The sequence below is a fragment of the Streptomyces sp. NPDC048514 genome, from assembly GCF_043199955.1.
Lineage (GTDB): Bacteria > Actinomycetota > Actinomycetes > Streptomycetales > Streptomycetaceae > Streptomyces.
The window spans coordinates 165,255-179,557 of the sequence record NZ_JBICWT010000004.1 but is presented as its reverse complement, the minus strand read 5'-3'; the positions used below and the strand labels follow the sequence as shown (position 1 = coordinate 179,557).

Annotated in this window: 12 protein-coding genes; 7 read left to right on the top strand and 5 right to left on the bottom strand. The window is 71.8% G+C overall.

Translation table 11 applies throughout. From position 1 onward, the window contains the following. Positions 1-46 precede the first annotated feature (46 nt). A complete protein-coding gene (gene groL, locus ACGFT2_RS09575; RefSeq protein ID WP_393275245.1) occupies positions 47-1,669 on the top strand; it encodes a chaperonin GroEL in 1,623 nt (540 codons plus the stop codon). 343 nt (positions 1,670-2,012) lie between these two features. On the opposite strand, the gene ACGFT2_RS09570 is transcribed toward groL, so the two are convergent. Together ACGFT2_RS09570 and ACGFT2_RS09565 are read right to left on the bottom strand one after the other, a co-directional pair. Next, on the bottom strand, positions 2,013-2,786 hold the full coding sequence (locus tag ACGFT2_RS09570; protein ID WP_393275243.1) for an SDR family NAD(P)-dependent oxidoreductase: 774 nt from the start codon (positions 2,784-2,786) through the stop codon (positions 2,013-2,015). 76 nt (positions 2,787-2,862) lie between these two features. Then, on the bottom strand, positions 2,863-3,531 hold the full coding sequence (locus ACGFT2_RS09565) for an MOSC domain-containing protein (protein ID WP_393275241.1): 669 nt from the start codon (positions 3,529-3,531) through the stop codon (positions 2,863-2,865). Between the two features lie 80 nt (positions 3,532-3,611). Between ACGFT2_RS09565 and ACGFT2_RS09560 the strand changes: the two genes are divergently transcribed. After that, the gene (locus ACGFT2_RS09560; RefSeq protein ID WP_393275238.1) at positions 3,612-4,520 is read left to right on the top strand and encodes a LysR family transcriptional regulator; all 909 of its coding nucleotides are present in this window, start codon (positions 3,612-3,614) and stop codon (positions 4,518-4,520) included. Between the two features lie 92 nt (positions 4,521-4,612). Here ACGFT2_RS09560 and ACGFT2_RS09555 read toward each other — a convergent pair whose 3' ends face one another. After that, positions 4,613-4,942, bottom strand: a complete 330-nt coding sequence (locus ACGFT2_RS09555) for a WhiB family transcriptional regulator (protein WP_393275236.1) — start codon at positions 4,940-4,942, stop codon at positions 4,613-4,615. Between the two features lie 381 nt (positions 4,943-5,323). On the opposite strand from ACGFT2_RS09555, the gene ACGFT2_RS09550 reads away from it, so the two are divergent. The 4 genes from ACGFT2_RS09550 to ACGFT2_RS09535 all read left to right on the top strand — a co-directional run bounded on the left by ACGFT2_RS09550 (position 5,324) and on the right by ACGFT2_RS09535 (position 10,221). Then, a complete protein-coding gene (locus ACGFT2_RS09550) occupies positions 5,324-5,935 on the top strand; it encodes a response regulator transcription factor (RefSeq protein ID WP_003948568.1) in 612 nt (203 codons plus the stop codon). Positions 5,936-6,653: 718 nt separating this feature from the next. Beyond that, positions 6,654-7,241 carry a sigma-70 family RNA polymerase sigma factor gene (locus ACGFT2_RS09545; protein WP_353600544.1) on the top strand — a complete coding sequence of 196 codons (588 nt, stop codon included), beginning with the start codon at positions 6,654-6,656 and terminating at the stop codon, positions 7,239-7,241. A 230-nt stretch (positions 7,242-7,471) separates the two neighbouring features. Continuing rightward, the gene (gene guaB / locus ACGFT2_RS09540) at positions 7,472-8,980 is read left to right on the top strand and encodes an IMP dehydrogenase (RefSeq protein WP_393275233.1); all 1,509 of its coding nucleotides are present in this window, start codon (positions 7,472-7,474) and stop codon (positions 8,978-8,980) included. A gap of 116 nt (positions 8,981-9,096) precedes the next feature. After that, positions 9,097-10,221 carry a GuaB3 family IMP dehydrogenase-related protein gene (locus ACGFT2_RS09535; protein WP_393275231.1) on the top strand — a complete coding sequence of 375 codons (1,125 nt, stop codon included), beginning with the start codon at positions 9,097-9,099 and terminating at the stop codon, positions 10,219-10,221. A 95-nt stretch (positions 10,222-10,316) separates the two neighbouring features. Here ACGFT2_RS09535 and ACGFT2_RS09530 read toward each other — a convergent pair whose 3' ends face one another. Together ACGFT2_RS09530 and ACGFT2_RS09525 are read right to left on the bottom strand one after the other, a co-directional pair. Then, positions 10,317-10,880 carry a hypothetical protein gene (locus ACGFT2_RS09530; protein WP_393275229.1) on the bottom strand — a complete coding sequence of 188 codons (564 nt, stop codon included), beginning with the start codon at positions 10,878-10,880 and terminating at the stop codon, positions 10,317-10,319. Positions 10,881-11,063: 183 nt separating this feature from the next. Next, positions 11,064-12,272 (bottom strand): nucleotide sugar dehydrogenase, encoded by a 1,209-nt coding sequence (locus ACGFT2_RS09525; protein ID WP_393275227.1) that lies wholly within the window; start codon positions 12,270-12,272, stop codon positions 11,064-11,066. A 282-nt stretch (positions 12,273-12,554) separates the two neighbouring features. Between ACGFT2_RS09525 and ACGFT2_RS09520 the strand changes: the two genes are divergently transcribed. Next, positions 12,555-14,264, top strand: coding sequence for an FAD-dependent oxidoreductase (locus ACGFT2_RS09520; RefSeq protein ID WP_393275225.1), 1,710 nt, complete (start codon positions 12,555-12,557; stop codon positions 14,262-14,264). Positions 14,265-14,303 lie beyond the last annotated feature (39 nt).

Below are 14,303 nucleotides of genomic sequence, written 5' to 3'. Positions count from 1 at the left end.
GCAGTGTCTTTTTAACCCACAGATTTGTGAGAGGGCTCCCGCTGTCATGGCGAAGATCCTGAAGTTCGACGAGGACGCCCGTCGCGCCCTCGAGCGCGGCGTCAACAAGCTGGCCGACACGGTGAAGGTGACGATCGGCCCCCGTGGCCGCAACGTCGTCATCGACAAGAAGTTCGGCGCCCCGACCATCACCAACGACGGTGTCACGATCGCCCGCGAGGTCGAGATCGAGGACCCGTACGAGAACCTCGGCGCGCAGCTGGTGAAGGAGGTGGCCACCAAGACCAACGACATCGCTGGTGACGGCACCACCACCGCCACCGTGCTGGCCCAGGCGCTGGTCCGCGAGGGCCTGCGCAACGTCGCCGCCGGTGCCTCCCCGGCCGCCCTGAAGAAGGGCATCGACGCCGCCGTCAAGGCCGTCTCCGAGGACCTGCTCGCCACGGCCCGCCCGATCGACGAGAAGTCCGACATCGCCGCCGTCGCCGCGCTGTCCGCCCAGGACCAGCAGGTCGGCGAGCTGATCGCCGAGGCGATGGACAAGGTCGGCAAGGACGGTGTCATCACCGTCGAGGAGTCCAACACCTTCGGGCTGGAGCTGGACTTCACCGAGGGCATGGCCTTCGACAAGGGCTACCTGTCCCCGTACTTCGTCACCGACCAGGAGCGTATGGAGGCCGTCCTCGACGACCCGTACATCCTGATCACCCAGGGCAAGATCGGCGCCATCGCGGACCTGCTGCCGCTGCTGGAGAAGGTCATCCAGGCCGGCGCCTCCAAGCCGCTGCTGATCATCGCCGAGGACGTCGAGGGCGAGGCCCTGTCGACGCTGGTCGTCAACAAGATCCGCGGCACCTTCAACGCCGTCGCGGTGAAGGCCCCCGGCTTCGGTGACCGCCGCAAGGCGATGCTCCAGGACATGGCCACCCTCACCGGCGCCACCGTCATCTCCGAGGAGGTCGGCCTCAAGCTCGACCAGGTCGGTCTCGACGTGCTCGGCTCCGCCCGCCGCGTCACCGTCACCAAGGACGACACCACGATCGTCGACGGCGCCGGCAAGACCGAGGACGTGCACGGCCGCGTCGCGCAGATCAAGGCCGAGATCGAGAACACCGACTCCGACTGGGACCGCGAGAAGCTCCAGGAGCGCCTCGCGAAGCTGGCCGGCGGCGTGTGCGTGATCAAGGTCGGCGCCGCCACCGAGGTGGAGCTGAAGGAGAAGAAGCACCGTCTGGAGGACGCCATCTCCGCGACCCGCGCCGCGGTCGAGGAGGGCATCGTCTCCGGTGGTGGCTCCGCTCTGGTGCACGCCTCCAAGGTCCTCGAGGGCAACCTCGACAAGACCGGCGACGAGGCCACCGGTGTCGCGGTCGTCCGCAACGCCGTGGTCGAGCCGCTGCGCTGGATCGGCGAGAACGCCGGCCAGGAGGGCTACGTCATCGTCTCCAAGGTCAAGGACCTGGAGAAGGGGCAGGGCTACAACGCCGCCACCGGCGAGTACGGCGACCTGATCAAGGCCGGCGTCATCGACCCGGTCAAGGTCACCCGCTCCGCCCTGGAGAACGCCGCCTCCATCGCCTCCCTGCTGCTCACGACCGAGACCCTGGTCGTCGAGAAGAAGGAAGAGGAGCCGGCCGACGCGGGCCACGGCCACGGCCACAGCCACTGATCCGGACGCTCTTCGGCGAAGGCCCGGCACCGACACGGTGCCGGGCCTTCGCCCTGTCCGCCGCCATCGCTCCGGGCCTTCCGGACCGTGGCCATGACCGTGAACGCGGCCCCGGACGTGGCCGTGACCGTGGACGTGGCCGCGGACGTCGCCCGTGACCGTGGACGTGGCCGCGGACGTCGCCCGTGAACGTGAACGCGGCCGCGGCCGCGGACGTCCAGCCAGCCGGTCCGTCCGGCCCTGTCCGCGTCGCCCTCGTGCGCTTCCGTCCCCGTCCTTCCCGCGTCCCCGTCCGCCCCGTCGTCCCCGTCCGCCCACCGGGACGGCGGCGCCACCGGTCCCGCTACCGCGGCCCGTACTTGCGGCCGGTCCTGGTGGAGATGCCTCCCACCAGCCCACGGGGCGTCACCTTCACCAGACCCATCAGGGCCTTGTACCGGGGGTCCGGGACGGACAGCGACTTGCCCCGCGCCAGGTCCGCCAGCGCGGCCGAGACCAGCTTGTCGGCGTCCAGCCACATCCACCCCGGGATGCCGTCCGTGCCCATTCCGGCCCGCTGGTGGAACTCGGTGCGCACGAAGCCCGGGCACAGCGCCATCAGCCGCACCCCGGTGCCCGCCAGGTCCTTCGCGGCGCCCTGGGTGAACTGCACGACCCACGCCTTGGACGCCCCGTACGTGCCCCGGGGCACGAAGGCGGCCACCGAGGCGACGTTGACGACCCCGCCCCGGCCGCGCTCGCGCATCGCCGAGGAGGCCGCGGACGTCAGCCGGAGCACCGCCTCGCAGTGCACCTTGAGCATCCTCAGCTCGTCCGCGATGGGGACGTCCAGATAGCGGCCCTTGTGGCCGAAGCCGGCGTTGTTGATCAGCAGGTCGACCGGTTTCCTCCGGTCGCCGAGCCGGTCGGCGACCGCCTCGATGCCCGTGTCCCCGGAGAGGTCGGCGGTCAGCACCTCCACCTCGATGCCGTGCCGGTCGTGCAGTTCGGTCGCCTGCTCGCGCATCCGCTTGGTGTCCCGCGCCACCAGGACGAGGTCATGCCCGTCAGCCGCCAGCCGCCGCGCGAACGCGGCGCCGATCCCCGCGGTCGATCCCGTAATCAGAGCCGTTGTCATGGCCCAAGGGTAGTGACCGGGACCGACGGCGCCCGCCGGCCACGGCGGACGCCGGGACGGCTTCACCGACGCCCCCTCAGCCGCCGTGGCGCTCCACGTACTTGCGGGCCGCCGCCAGCGTCTGCGCGTGCAGTGCCTCGCCCGCGGCCAGCAGCCGCGGCAGCAGCTCCCGCTCGGTGGTGACGGCGCGGAACTGCATCGCCGCCGTCACCCCGTGCGCCGGCCGGTGCACGATCTCGATCGCGTCGCCCGCGCGGATCCCACCCGGTTCGATCACCCGCAGATAGGCGCCGGTCGCGCCCTTCCGGGTGAATCTCTTCACCCATCCCCGCTCGCCCAGATGGCCCTGGAACGTGCGGCACGGAATCCGCCCCGAGGTCACCTCCAGCACCAGCTCGGGACCGATCCGCCAGCGCTCGCCGACCAGCGCGCCGGAGACGTCCAGCCCGTCCGTCGTCAGGTTCTCCCCGAAACAGCCGTTGGCCAACGATCGGCCCAGTTCGCGCTCCCACTCGTCGAGGTCCTCGCGCGCGAACGCGTACACCGCCTGGTCGTCGCCGCCGTGGTGCCGCAGGTCGCACACGGTGTCCCCGGCGACCCCGCTCCCGGCGCTCCCCGCGGGTCCCGGCGCCGCCACCAGGACCGGCCCGTCGGCCGGTCGCTTGTCGATGCCGGTCAGGCCTTCCGGCTGGTCCGTGTACGGCACCGCCAGCGGGCGTCCCAGATTGACGGAGAGAAGCTTCATGCCCGAACCGTACGGCAGCCCATCTCAAAGCGTCGAGCGAATATGCGGCACCTTCTCCAAGCGGGCCTTATGCTCGAAGGGTGATCGAGGCCCGTCATCTCCGCGTCCTGCGCGCCGTCGCCACCACCGGCTCCTTCTCGGCGGCGGGGCGCGAGCTGGGCTGCACCCAGCCCGCCGTCAGCCAGCAGATGAAGGCCCTGGAGGCCTCCGTCGGCACCCCGCTGCTGGTCCGCACCGGACGCGAGATGCGCCTCACCCAGGCCGGCGAGGCGCTGGTCCGGCACGCCTCGGGCATCCTCGCCGGGCTCACCGCCGCCGAGGAGGAGGTCGCGGCCATCGCGGGCCTCAGGGCCGGCCGGGTCCGGCTGGTCTCCTTCCCCAGCGGCAGCTCCGCCCTGGTCCCCACCGCCCTGGCCGCCCTGCGCGCCGCCCACCCGGGCACCCGCGTCTCCCTGGAGGAGGCCGAGCCCCCGAAGTCCGTGGAACTGCTGCGCGAGGGCGACTGCGACCTGGCCCTGGCCTTCCGCTACGAGGGCGCGGCGGTCGCCGAGGACTGGGACGACCTGGTGGTCCGGCCGCTGCTGACGGACCGGCTGGTGGCCCTCGTGCCCGAGCGGCACCGGCTCGCGCGCGCCGAGAGCGTGGCCATCGGCGAGCTGGCCCAGGAGCCCTGGATCGCGGGCTGCCCGCGCTGCCGCGGCCAGCTCGTGCAGGTCTGCGAGGGCGCGGGGTTCGCCCCCCGCATCGACTTCGCGACCGACGACTACCCGGCGGTGGTCGGCCTGGTCGGCGCGGGCCTCGGGGTGGCTGTACTGCCGCAGCTGGCGGTGGAGTCGGTCCGGCCGAGGGGCGTGCGGGCGGTACGGCTGGAACCGGCGGTACGGCGGGAGATCGTCGCCCTCACCCTGCCCGATCTGGCACAGGTGCCGACCGTGGGCGCGACGCTGGAACACCTCGCCAGGGCGGCTCGGTCCGCCGGGCGCTCGTAGGGGTCCGCCGGCAGAGTCATGGGCACGCGCGAACGTGCCCATGGACGGGGGATCGGGTGCACCCGGGGGGCCGCGGGTGCAAAAACGTTCCTTCAGTGGTTAGGGGCGGCGCCGCCGCTGGTGGTCGATGCCGACACCAGGCGATTGCGGGCCCGTCCCATCAACTCCTCACGCTCATCCTCGGTCAGGCCGCCCCACACTCCGTACGGCTCGCGTACCGCCAGAGCGTGTGCCGCGCACTCCGCACGGACCGGGCACCTCATGCAGACCTCCTTGGCCGAGTTCTCGCGAGCGCTCCGAGCCGCCCCGCGCTCGCCCTCAGGGTGAAAGAAGAGCGAGCTGTCCACACCGCGGCAGGCAGCCAGCAGCTGCCAGTCCCATAGGTCCGCGTTCGGTCCGGGAAGGCGGGAGAAATCTGCCATTACGTGACCCCTTGTAGCCGTTCTGGGCGGATACGGTGCCATCGACCGTACATCTCCGGTCTAAGGAGATGAAAATATGACTCATTGCGAATCTAGCCCCGGACACTGCGAAACGGGAAGAAAAAGGGCTAAATGGGGCATTGGTCGTGATGAAAAGTTGAGAGTCCGTTGGGCATGTCTGCACCGTGTCGGCGCCCTCACGTAGAGTGCCGAAGACGGCACGCAGCCCCGTAACTCTTTCGAGTGACCGTCGTTGAGAGTGCGGAGGCGGTTGAAAACACAAGCGCTCGGGCAGGCGTCCGAGACGGTCGACCGCACAGGTGACGATTCCGTACCAGCCTGGAGGCTCAAGGTGACGCGCATCAGCTGCGGAGGGCGGTCATGACATCCGTCCTCGTCTGCGACGACTCCCCGCTTGCCCGAGAGGCGCTCCGCCGCGCGGTCGCGACCGTGCCCGGCGTCGAGCGTGTGACGACGGCGGCCAACGGCGAGGAAGTCCTCCGCCGCTGGGGCGCCGACCGCTCCGACCTCATCCTGATGGACGTACGCATGCCCGGCCTGGGCGGCGTCGAGACCGTGCGCCGGCTGCTGTCCGCAGACCCCGGCGCCCGCATCATCATGCTCACCGTCGCCGAGGACCTCGACGGTGTGGCGCTCGCGGTCGCCGCCGGCGCCCGGGGCTATCTGCACAAGGACGCCTCGCGCGCGGAGCTGCGCGCCACGGTGACGCAGGCGCTGGCCGACCCCACCTGGCGGCTCGCACCGCGCCGGCTCCGGTCGGCCGAGATGGGCGCCGCGCCCACGCTCACCGCGCGCGAGATCCAGGTCCTGGAGGGCATGAGCCACGGCCGCTCCAACGCCGAGATCGGCCGCGAGCTGTTCCTCTCCGAGGACACGGTGAAGACCCACGCCCGGCGTCTGTTCAAGAAGCTCGGCGCCTCGGACCGGGCCCACGCGGTGGCGCTCGGTTTCCGCTGGGGACTGGTCCGGTAGGCCATGTGCGGCCCTGCGGGGCAGGCGCGACCGGACCTCGCGGGGGCCCACCCCCGGGAGCGGGGCCGGCTCCGCCTCCCCCGGCGGAGACCGGGCGGCGCGCCGCGACCCGGGCGGCTTGCGGTTCGTCCCTCGCGGACGCGGGGCCACCCGGCATCGGTGGCCCACCGGCGGCGCGCCCGGCCCGCCCAAGAGGGCACGCGCGGTGGGCCGTCGGCAGGTCCCCCGGTCCCGTGCGGGACCGGGGTCGCACTGCGTGCCCGCGCCGCCGGGCCGGGTCCGGCCCGGCTCGCGACGAGGCGTGAATCACTTCGGCGACGGGTGTCCCGGCCGCCCGGGCACGGCGCGTGCCCTGGCGCGGCCGGGCACCGTCGCGGTCGCCGCGCCGCCCAAGTCCCGTACCGGGCACCGGTGGAGGCCCGCGTGACGGGGCCGCCCGGCGGGGCCGGGGCGGGTCCGATCCGGCCGTGCGCGGGCCGGGCGTACGACCTGGTCGAATGCGCCGGCGGTCGATGCGCAAGGCGACCCGCCGCACGCGCGCTGCTCGTTTCGGCGCGGATGCCGCATCCTTGGAGGTGTGGAGTCTCTCGGGGACGAGTCGATCGAGCGGAAGGGGAGGGCGCAGGGGATGAGTGCCGGCGCACCTGCTCATAACGCTTCGGTGCACAACCACGAGCACGATGCGACGGACCGGACGGCCGCAAGGCACCATGGACCGATGCGCGACGACGAGGCGGGCACGGCCCATGGGGTGATCGGTTCGCTCGTGCATCGCGCCGTCGACGGGGACGAGCAGGCGACTCACGATCTGCTCGCCCGCGTCCACCCGCTGGCGCTGCGCTACTGCCGCACCCGGCTGTCGCGGCTTCCCGGCGACGCGCGCCATTTCGTCGAGGACCTCGCCCAGGAGGTCTGTGTGGCGGTTCTGCTCGCCCTGCCCCGCTATCGGGACACCGGCCGCCCCTTCGAGGCGTTCGTCTTCGCCATCGCCTCGCACAAGGTCGCCGACCTGCAGCGCGCCGCGATGCGCCATCCGGGCTCCACGGCCGTCCCCTCGGACGAGATGCCCGAGCGCCCGGACGACTCCCTCGGCCCCGAGGAGCGCGCCCTGCTCAGCAGCGACGCCGAGTGGGCCAAGAAACTGCTGGCCAACCTTCCCGAGAACCAGCGCGAGCTGCTCCTGCTGCGCATCGCCGTGGGCTTGACCGCGGAGGAGACGGGGCAGATGTTGGGAATGTCACCCGGGGCGGTCCGGGTCGCACAGCATCGGGCGCTCAGCCGCCTGCGCGCCCTCGCCGAGCAGTAGGCGCACCGCTTCCCGCCGTGGCGGCGCCCCGCCGCACCGGCGCACATCGGCGGCGCGCCCCGCGCCGGCCCGCCACGGCGCCTTCGGCGCCGCTCTCGGATGAACAAGCTCGCGCACGGTTCCGTACGAACATACGAAGCCTGAAGCCGACCACTACCGTGGAATTTGCTGGCGGCGCTTCCCGTTAGCATGGACATCCGCACCGATCAAGGCCATTTGGGGAAGGTGTCATGACTGCCAACGTCGACGGAGTGCCCGGAAAATTCGCGACACTCGGGCTGACCTACGACGACGTGCTGCTGCTGCCGGGCTCGTCGGACATGGCACCCGACGAGATCGACACCGCCTCGTACGTCTCCAAGAACGTGCGGGTCAACATCCCGCTGCTGTCCGCCGCCATGGACAAGGTGACCGAGTCCCGCATGGCGATCGCGATGGCCCGCCAGGGCGGCGTCGGCGTCCTGCACCGCAACCTCTCCATCGAGGACCAGGCCAACCAGGTCGACCTGGTGAAGCGCTCCGAGTCCGGCATGGTCACCGACCCGATCACCATCCACCCGGAGGCCACGCTCGCCGAGGCCGACGCGCTGTGCGCGAAGTTCCGCATCAGCGGTGTGCCGGTGACCGACGGCGACAAGAGGCTCCTGGGCATCGTCACCAACCGTGACATGGCCTTCGAGAGCGACCGCAGCCGCCGCGTGCACGAGGTCATGACCCCGATGCCGCTGGTCACCGGCAAGGTCGGCATCTCCGGTCCGGAGGCCATGGAGCTGCTGCGCAAGCACAAGATCGAGAAGCTTCCGCTGGTCGACGACGAGGGCGTCCTCAAGGGCCTGATCACCGTCAAGGACTTCGTCAAGGCGGAGAAGTACCCGAACGCGGCCAAGGACTCCGAGGGCCGCCTGCTGGTCGGCGCGGCCGTCGGTGTCGCCGGTGACGCCTTCGAGCGCGCCCAGGCCCTGATCGAGGCCGGTGCCGACTTCATCGTCGTGGACACCGCGCACGGCCACTCTCGCCTGGTCGGCGACATGATCGCCAAGATCAAGTCGAACTCCTCCGGCGCCGACGTCATCGGCGGCAACATCGCCACCCGTGACGGCGCCCAGGCGCTGGTCGACGCGGGCGCCGACGGCATCAAGGTCGGTGTCGGCCCCGGCTCCATCTGCACCACCCGCGTGGTCGCCGGCGTCGGCGTCCCGCAGGTCACCGCGATCTACGAGGCCGCGCTGGCCGCCAAGGAAGCCGGTGTCCCGGTGATCGGCGACGGCGGTCTGCAGTACTCCGGTGACATCGCCAAGGCCCTGGTCGCCGGCGCCGACACGGTGATGCTCGGTTCGCTGCTCGCGGGCTGCGAGGAGTCCCCGGGCGAGCTGATGTTCATCAACGGCAAGCAGTTCAAGTCGTACCGCGGCATGGGCTCCCTCGGTGCCATGCAGACCCGCGGCGAGCGCAGGTCGTTCTCCAAGGACCGCTACTTCCAGGAGGGCGTCGCCTCCGACGAGCAGCTGATCCCCGAGGGCATCGAGGGCCAGGTGCCCTACCGCGGCCCGCTGTCCTCCGTGGTCCACCAGCTGGTCGGCGGCCTGCGCCAGTCGATGTTCTACGTCGGCGGCAGGACGGTGCCCGACCTGCAGGCGGGCGGCCGCTTCGTGCGGATCACCTCGGCGGGCCTGAAGGAGAGCCACCCGCACGACATCCAGATGACGGTCGAGGCGCCGAACTACAGCAGCAAGAAGTGACGCACGCGCACGCGTGACGGCCCCGCCACGGCGGCTCCGGGACATCCGGGGCCGCCGTCGTCGCACCCGTCGGCGATACTGGAAGGCGCTGCAACGCATAGGGAAAGGCCACAGACGTGACTGAGATCGAGATCGGGCGCGGCAAGCGCGGCCGCCGGGCGTACGCCTTCGACGACATCGCCGTCGTCCCCAGCCGCCGTACGCGGGACCCGAAGGAGGTCTCGATCGCCTGGCAGATCGACGCCTACCGCTTCGAGCTGCCCTTCCTGGCCGCTCCGATGGACTCCGTCGTCTCCCCGGCCACCGCCATCCGCATCGGCGAGCTGGGCGGCCTCGGCGTGCTCAACCTCGAAGGCCTGTGGACGCGGTACGAGGACCCGCAGCCGCTGCTCGACGAGATCGCGGAGCTGCCGTCCGAGGCGGCGACCCGGCGTCTGCAGGAGATCTACTCCGCGCCCATCAAGGAGGAGCTGATCGGCGCGCGCATCAAGGAGGTGCGCGACTCCGGCGTGGTCACGGCGGCCGCGCTCTCCCCGCAGCGCACCGCCCAGTTCTCCAAGGCCGTCGTCGACGCGGGCGTGGACATCTTCGTCATCCGCGGTACGACGGTCTCGGCGGAGCACGTGTCCTCCTCGCACGAGCCGCTGAACCTGAAGCAGTTCATCTACGAGCTGGACGTGCCGGTCATCGTCGGCGGCTGCGCCACGTACACGGCCGCACTGCACCTGATGCGCACCGGCGCGGCCGGGGTCCTGGTGGGCTTCGGCGGCGGCGCCGCGCACACCACGCGCAACGTGCTCGGCATCCAGGTCCCGATGGCCACGGCCGTCGCCGACGTGGCCGCGGCCCGCCGTGACTACATGGACGAGTCCGGCGGCCGCTACGTGCACGTGATCGCCGACGGCGGTGTCGGCTGGTCCGGCGACCTGCCGAAGGCGATCGGCTGCGGCGCCGACGCGGTGATGATCGGCTCCCCGCTGGCCCGCGCCACGGACGTGCCCGGCAAGGGCCACCACTGGGGCATGGAGGCGGTCAACGAGGAGCTGCCCCGCGGCAAGAAGGTCGGCCTCGGCACGGTCGGCACCATCGAGGAGGTCCTCACCGGGCCCTCCCACACCCCCGACGGCTCCATGAACTTCTTCGGCGCCCTGCGCCGCGCCATGGCCACGACGGGCTACAGCGACCTGAAGGAGTTCCAGCGGGTCGAGGTGACGGTCGCCGACAGCCAGCACCGTCGCTGACCCGCCCACACAGGAAGGGCCCGGCCACCGATGCGGTGGCCGGGCCCTTTCCCGTGCGGGGGCGCCCGTCGCCGGGCGCCGTACGCCGGGCCTCGTTACTGGGCGGCCTTCTTGGCACCCGAGAACGCGGCGAACGCGGCGATGGCGAAGAAGACGAACGTGAGCGGGTCGGCTTCTTCCTTCCAGACCTTCTGGACCACGTCGAAGTGGTCGAAGAACAGCTCGCCGAAGTCGACGTGCAGCTGGTCCGCGCCGATCATGGCCGTGCCGATCAGCTGGCCGAGGTAGACCGAGCCGAGCGCGAGGACGGCGCCGATGACCGGGAGGGCGGGGTTGCGGCCGCCCGCCTTGCCCGCGGCGAGGCCGACGACGAAGCCCACGCCGACGGCCGCCCAGCCGATCTCGTGCTTGGTGGCGCCGATGATGAGGCCGTACAGGCCCGCCACCACGACCGCGGCCACGACCGCGGCGACCAGGCCCAGGACGACGTTGTTGCGCGCGGGCGCGGAGGGAGCGGCCGGCGGCGCGAAGGCGCCCGGCTGCGGCGGGTACGGGGTGCCCGGCGCGGCCGGCACTCCGGCCGGCGCCTGCTGTGCGTACGGGTTGCCGTCGACCGGACCGGGCTGCGGCGACTGCGGTGGCGGAGCTGACTGGCTCATGACAGAAATCCCCCCGAGATGGAGCATGACTGATGGGAACGGAAGACCGGCACGCACGCGTGTGCGGCAGGTCCGGGGGAGACTAACAGCCGGGAATGACAGCCCTCCGGCCGTTTTCCGCCCGTGACCCCTTTCCGTATGCGACCGTTCCCAGTTCGTGACCGATTCCCGCCCCTGGCCGGATCAGAGCCGGTGCGCCGCCCCCGTCGGGGTCGCGCCGCGGGTGTCCAGCAGCAGCTGGGCCTTCACGGACAGGCCCTGCAGGTCGTAGGTGCGGTGCTGCTGGAGCAGGATCGTCAGGTCGGCGTCGGCGGCCGCCTCGTAGAGGGAGTCGGCGCGCGGGACCGGGCGGTCCAGGACGTTCCAGGCCGGCACGTACGGGTCGTGGTAGCTCACGGACGCGCCCAGCTCCATCAGCCGGACCGCGATCTCCTGCGCGGGTGTGCCCTGCTGGTCGGCGAGATCGGCCTTGTACGTGACGCCGAGCAGCAGGACGCGGGCGCCGCGGGCGGACTTGCCGTGCTCGTTCAGGAGTGTGGCGGCGCGCTGTACGACGTAGCGGGGCATGCGGGTGTTGACCTGCTGGGCCAGCTCCACCATGCGCAGGGTGCGGGTGGCGTGCCCGGTCAGGTCCTGCGGGACGGCGTGACCGCCGACGCCCGGGCCGGGCCGGAACGCCTGGAAGCCGAACGGCTTGGTCTCCGCGCAGCGGATGACGTCCCACAGGTCGACGCCCAGCTCGTGGCAGAGGACGGCCATCTCGTTGACCAGCGCGATGTTGACGTGCCGGAAGTTGGTCTCCAGCAGCCGCACGGTCTCCGCCTCGCGCAGGCCACGCGCGCGTACCACCTTGTCGGTGAGCCGGCCGTAGAAGGCGGCCGCCGACTCGGTGCACGCGGGCGTGAGCCCGCCGATGACCTTGGGGATGTTGGCCGGGGTGTGGTCGCGGTTGCCGGGATCGACGCGGCTGGGGGAGTAGGCGAGGTGGAAGTCGCGCCCGGCGCGCAGCCCCGAGCCCTTCTCCAGCAGGGGGCGCAGGAACTCCTCCGTCGTCCCGGGCAGCACGGGCGACTCCAGGATGACCGTGGTGTGCGGGCGGAGCCGCTCGGCCAGGGTGCGGGCGGCGGCCTCCACCTGGCCGAGGTCGAGCCCGCCGTCGGCGCCGCGCGGGGTCGGCGCGCAGATCACCGCGGTGCGCACCCGGCCGAGCTGGGCCGGGTCGGTGCCGGGCCGGAACCCCGCGGAGTGCATCCGGCGCAGCTCGGCAGGGCTGAGCGAGCCCACCTCCGGGCCGGTGGCGTAGCCGACGGTGTGGATGCCTGCCGCGACGGCGGCCTGGGCCAGCGGCAAGCCGTAGGGGCCGAGTCCGATGACGGCGAGGTCTGCGGGCATGCGTGGGCCGTCCTTCCCAATAGCCGAAGCGGGACAGGTGCGCAACCGCTGTGCACAGGACGAGCGAGTGCGATGTCAGACTAGGTACAAATATGACCGTTACGTGTGATTGTGTTCGTGTGTCTTCCGAGGGTTGTGCGCAAGTTGTCCACAGGCTGGGAGGGCCGTGGTGGCTGAAGTCGGGCAACGCCGTCAGAATTTGGGCATGAGGAGGGGATGAGCCGGGCTTCGCCCACCGGGTGCGGCCGACGCGAGCGGGTTGTGCGACAGCGGGAGGCAGCGGTGAGGACAGCGACTCTGGGCCCGGCGCAGCGCGCCGAGGCACTGGCGGCGATGGCGGAGCACGAGCTGGACGTCCTGGTGATCGGTGCGGGAGTGGTCGGGGCCGGCACCGCGCTGGACGCGGTCACCCGCGGCCTGTCCACCGGTCTGGTGGAGGCACGCGACTGGGCGTCCGGCACCTCGAGCCGGTCCAGCAAACTGATCCACGGCGGCCTGCGCTATCTGGAGATGCTGGACTTCGCGCTGGTCCGCGAGGCCCTCCAGGAGCGCGGGCTGCTCCTGGAGCGGCTCGCCCCGCACCTGGTCAAGCCGGTGCCGTTCCTGTACCCGCTGCAGCACAGGGGCTGGGAGCGGCTGTACGCCGGCTCGGGCGTCGCGCTGTACGACGCGATGTCCATGGCCCGCGGACATGGCCGGGGCCTGCCCATGCACCGGCACCTGACCCGCCATCAGGCCCTGCGCGTCGCGCCCTGCCTGAGGAAGGACGCCCTCGTCGGCGCCCTGCAGTACTACGACGCCCAGATGGACGACGCCCGCTTCGTCGCCACCCTGGTGCGCACGGCGGCGTCCTACGGCGCGAAGGTGGCCAACCGCGCGCGCGTGACCGGGTTCCTGCGCGAGGGCGAGCGGGTCGTGGGCGCCCGGGTGCGGGACGTGGAGGGCGGCGGGGAGTACGAGATCCGTGCCCAGCAGATCGTCAACGCCACCGGCGTGTGGACTGACGACACGCAGGCCATGGTCGGCGAGCGCGGCCAGTTCCACGTCCGTGCCTCCAAGGGCATCCACCTGGTCGTGCCCAAGGACCGCATCCACTCCTCCACCGGCCTGATCCTGCGCACCGAGAAGTCCGTCCTCTTCGTCATCCCCTGGGGCCGGCACTGGATCGTGGGCACCACCGACACCGAATGGGACCTGGACAAGGCCCACCCGGCCGCGTCCAGCGCCGACATCGACTACCTGCTGGAGCACGTCAACTCGGTGCTCTCCGTGCCGCTGAGCCGCGACGACGTCCAGGGTGTCTACGCGGGCCTGCGGCCACTGCTGGCCGGCGAGTCCGACGCCACCAGCAAGCTGTCGCGCGAGCACACGGTCGCCCATCCGGCGCCGGGGCTGGTGGTCGTGGCGGGCGGCAAGTACACGACCTACCGGGTCATGGCGAAGGACGCCGTCGACGAGGCGGTGCACGGCCTGGACAGGCGCGTCGCCGACTGCGTGACGGAGGAGACCCCGCTGCTGGGCGCCGAGGGCTACCAGGCGCTGTGGAACGCGCGAGCGCGGATCGCCGCCCGCACCGGACTGCACGTGGTCCGTGTGGAACACCTGCTGAACCGCTACGGCTCGATGGCCGAGGAGATACTGGACCTCATCGCCGCCGACCCCTCCTTGGGCGAGCCGCTGCACGCCGCCGACGACTACCTGCGCGCCGAGGTGGTCTACGCCGCCTCCCACGAGGGCGCCCGGCACCTGGACGACGTCCTCACCCGCCGCACCCGCATCTCCATCGAGACCTTCGACCGGGGCACGCGCAGCGCCCGTGAGGCGGCCGAGCTGATGGCGCCGGTGCTCGGCTGGGACAAGGGTCAGACGGAGCGCGAGGTCGAGCACTACGAGAAGCGGGTGGAGGCCGAGCGGGAGTCCCAGCTCCAGCCGGACGACCAGACGGCCGACGCCGCACGGCTGGGGGCGCCGGACATCGTGCCGCTCACCTGACCGGCCGGATCCGGCCACGGGGGCATATGTCCCGCGGCG